Raw genomic sequence first — 1317 nt, 5'->3', positions numbered from 1 at the left:
GTCGAGTTCGAACCGAGGCCCGACGACGGGCTTCTCGCCGTCATCTCCTACAGCACGGATCTGTATGACGCGGGGACGGTGGCCCGGATGGCCACGCACTGGCGGGAACTGGCCACCGGCCTGGCCACCAGCGACCCCGACCAGCCCCTGCGGAACCTCTCGATGCTCAGCCCCGCCGAACACGCCGAAGCCCTGACCGCCGCCCACGGCCCCACCACCGACACACCCCCCACCACCGTCACCGCCGCCTTCGCCACCCACGTCGCACAAACCCCCCACACCATCGCCCTCCACACCAGCACCGGCACCCTCACCTACGCCGAACTCGACACCCGCGCCGAACACCTCGCCCGCGCCCTCGCCGAACGAGGCATCACCACCGAATCCCGCGTCGCCCTCCACCTCAACCGCTCCGCCGACCTCATCACCGCCATCCTCGCCATCCTCAAAACCGGCGGCACCTACATCCCCCTCCACCCCGCCAACCCCGAAAACCGCACCCGCGACATCCTCACCCGCAGCCACACCACCCTCATCCTCACCGACCAGAACCACACCCACCTCTGCGGCACCCCCACCCTCCACGTCACCACCCCACCCACAACAGACCACCGGCCACCAGCCACCATCCACCCCGACTCACTGGCCTACGTCATGTACACCTCGGGCTCCACCGGCAAGCCCAAAGGCGTCGTCGTCCCGCACCACGCCCTGACCCGCCTCGTCGCCTGGGCCACCACCCTCGGCGAAGACACCTTCGCCCACACCTTCTTCTCCACCAGCCTCAACTTCGACGTCTCCGTCTTCGAACTCTTCGGCACCCTCGCCACCGGCGGCACTCTGGAGATCGCCCACAACATCCTCAGCCTCACCGACCACCCCACCTGGAACGGCACACTCGTCTCCGCCGTCCCCTCCGCCTTCCAGGCGCTGGTGGCCGAGCCGACCACCCGACTGGACCCGAAGCTGCTGATCCTGGCCGGCGAGGCCTTCCCCACCACACTCCTCGACCAGGCGCGCCGCGCCCTGCCGCACACCACCGTCGCCAACATCTACGGCCCCACCGAAGCCACCGTCTACGCCACCGGCTGGTTCTCCGACGAGAACCCGGACCCGAAGGCCACCACGGTCCCCATCGGCCGTCCCCTGGCGGGCAAGAGCGCCTACGTCCTGGACGCGACCCTCAACCCCGTCCCGGCCGGTTCCTGGGGCGAGCTGTACCTCGCGGGCAGCCTCGCCCGCGGCTACATCGGCCGGCCGCACCTGACCTCGGAACGCTTCGTCGCCCACCCCTACGACCAGGGGGCCCGCCTCTAC

At 69.9% G+C, this 1317-nt stretch carries 1 protein-coding gene; it reads left to right on the top strand.

Annotated features, from left to right (window positions below; translation table 11 throughout):
- Positions 1-1317 (top strand): AMP-binding protein (locus ACFV9O_RS40495; RefSeq protein ID WP_385428113.1); only part of this gene is annotated, 1317 nt, incomplete at both ends.

It is taken from the genome of Streptomyces sp. NPDC059909 (genome assembly GCF_042730885.1).
Lineage (GTDB): Bacteria > Actinomycetota > Actinomycetes > Streptomycetales > Streptomycetaceae > Streptomyces.
Note: the sequence above shows the minus strand (reverse complement) of the source record. Positions and strands in the feature narration are given on the sequence as shown.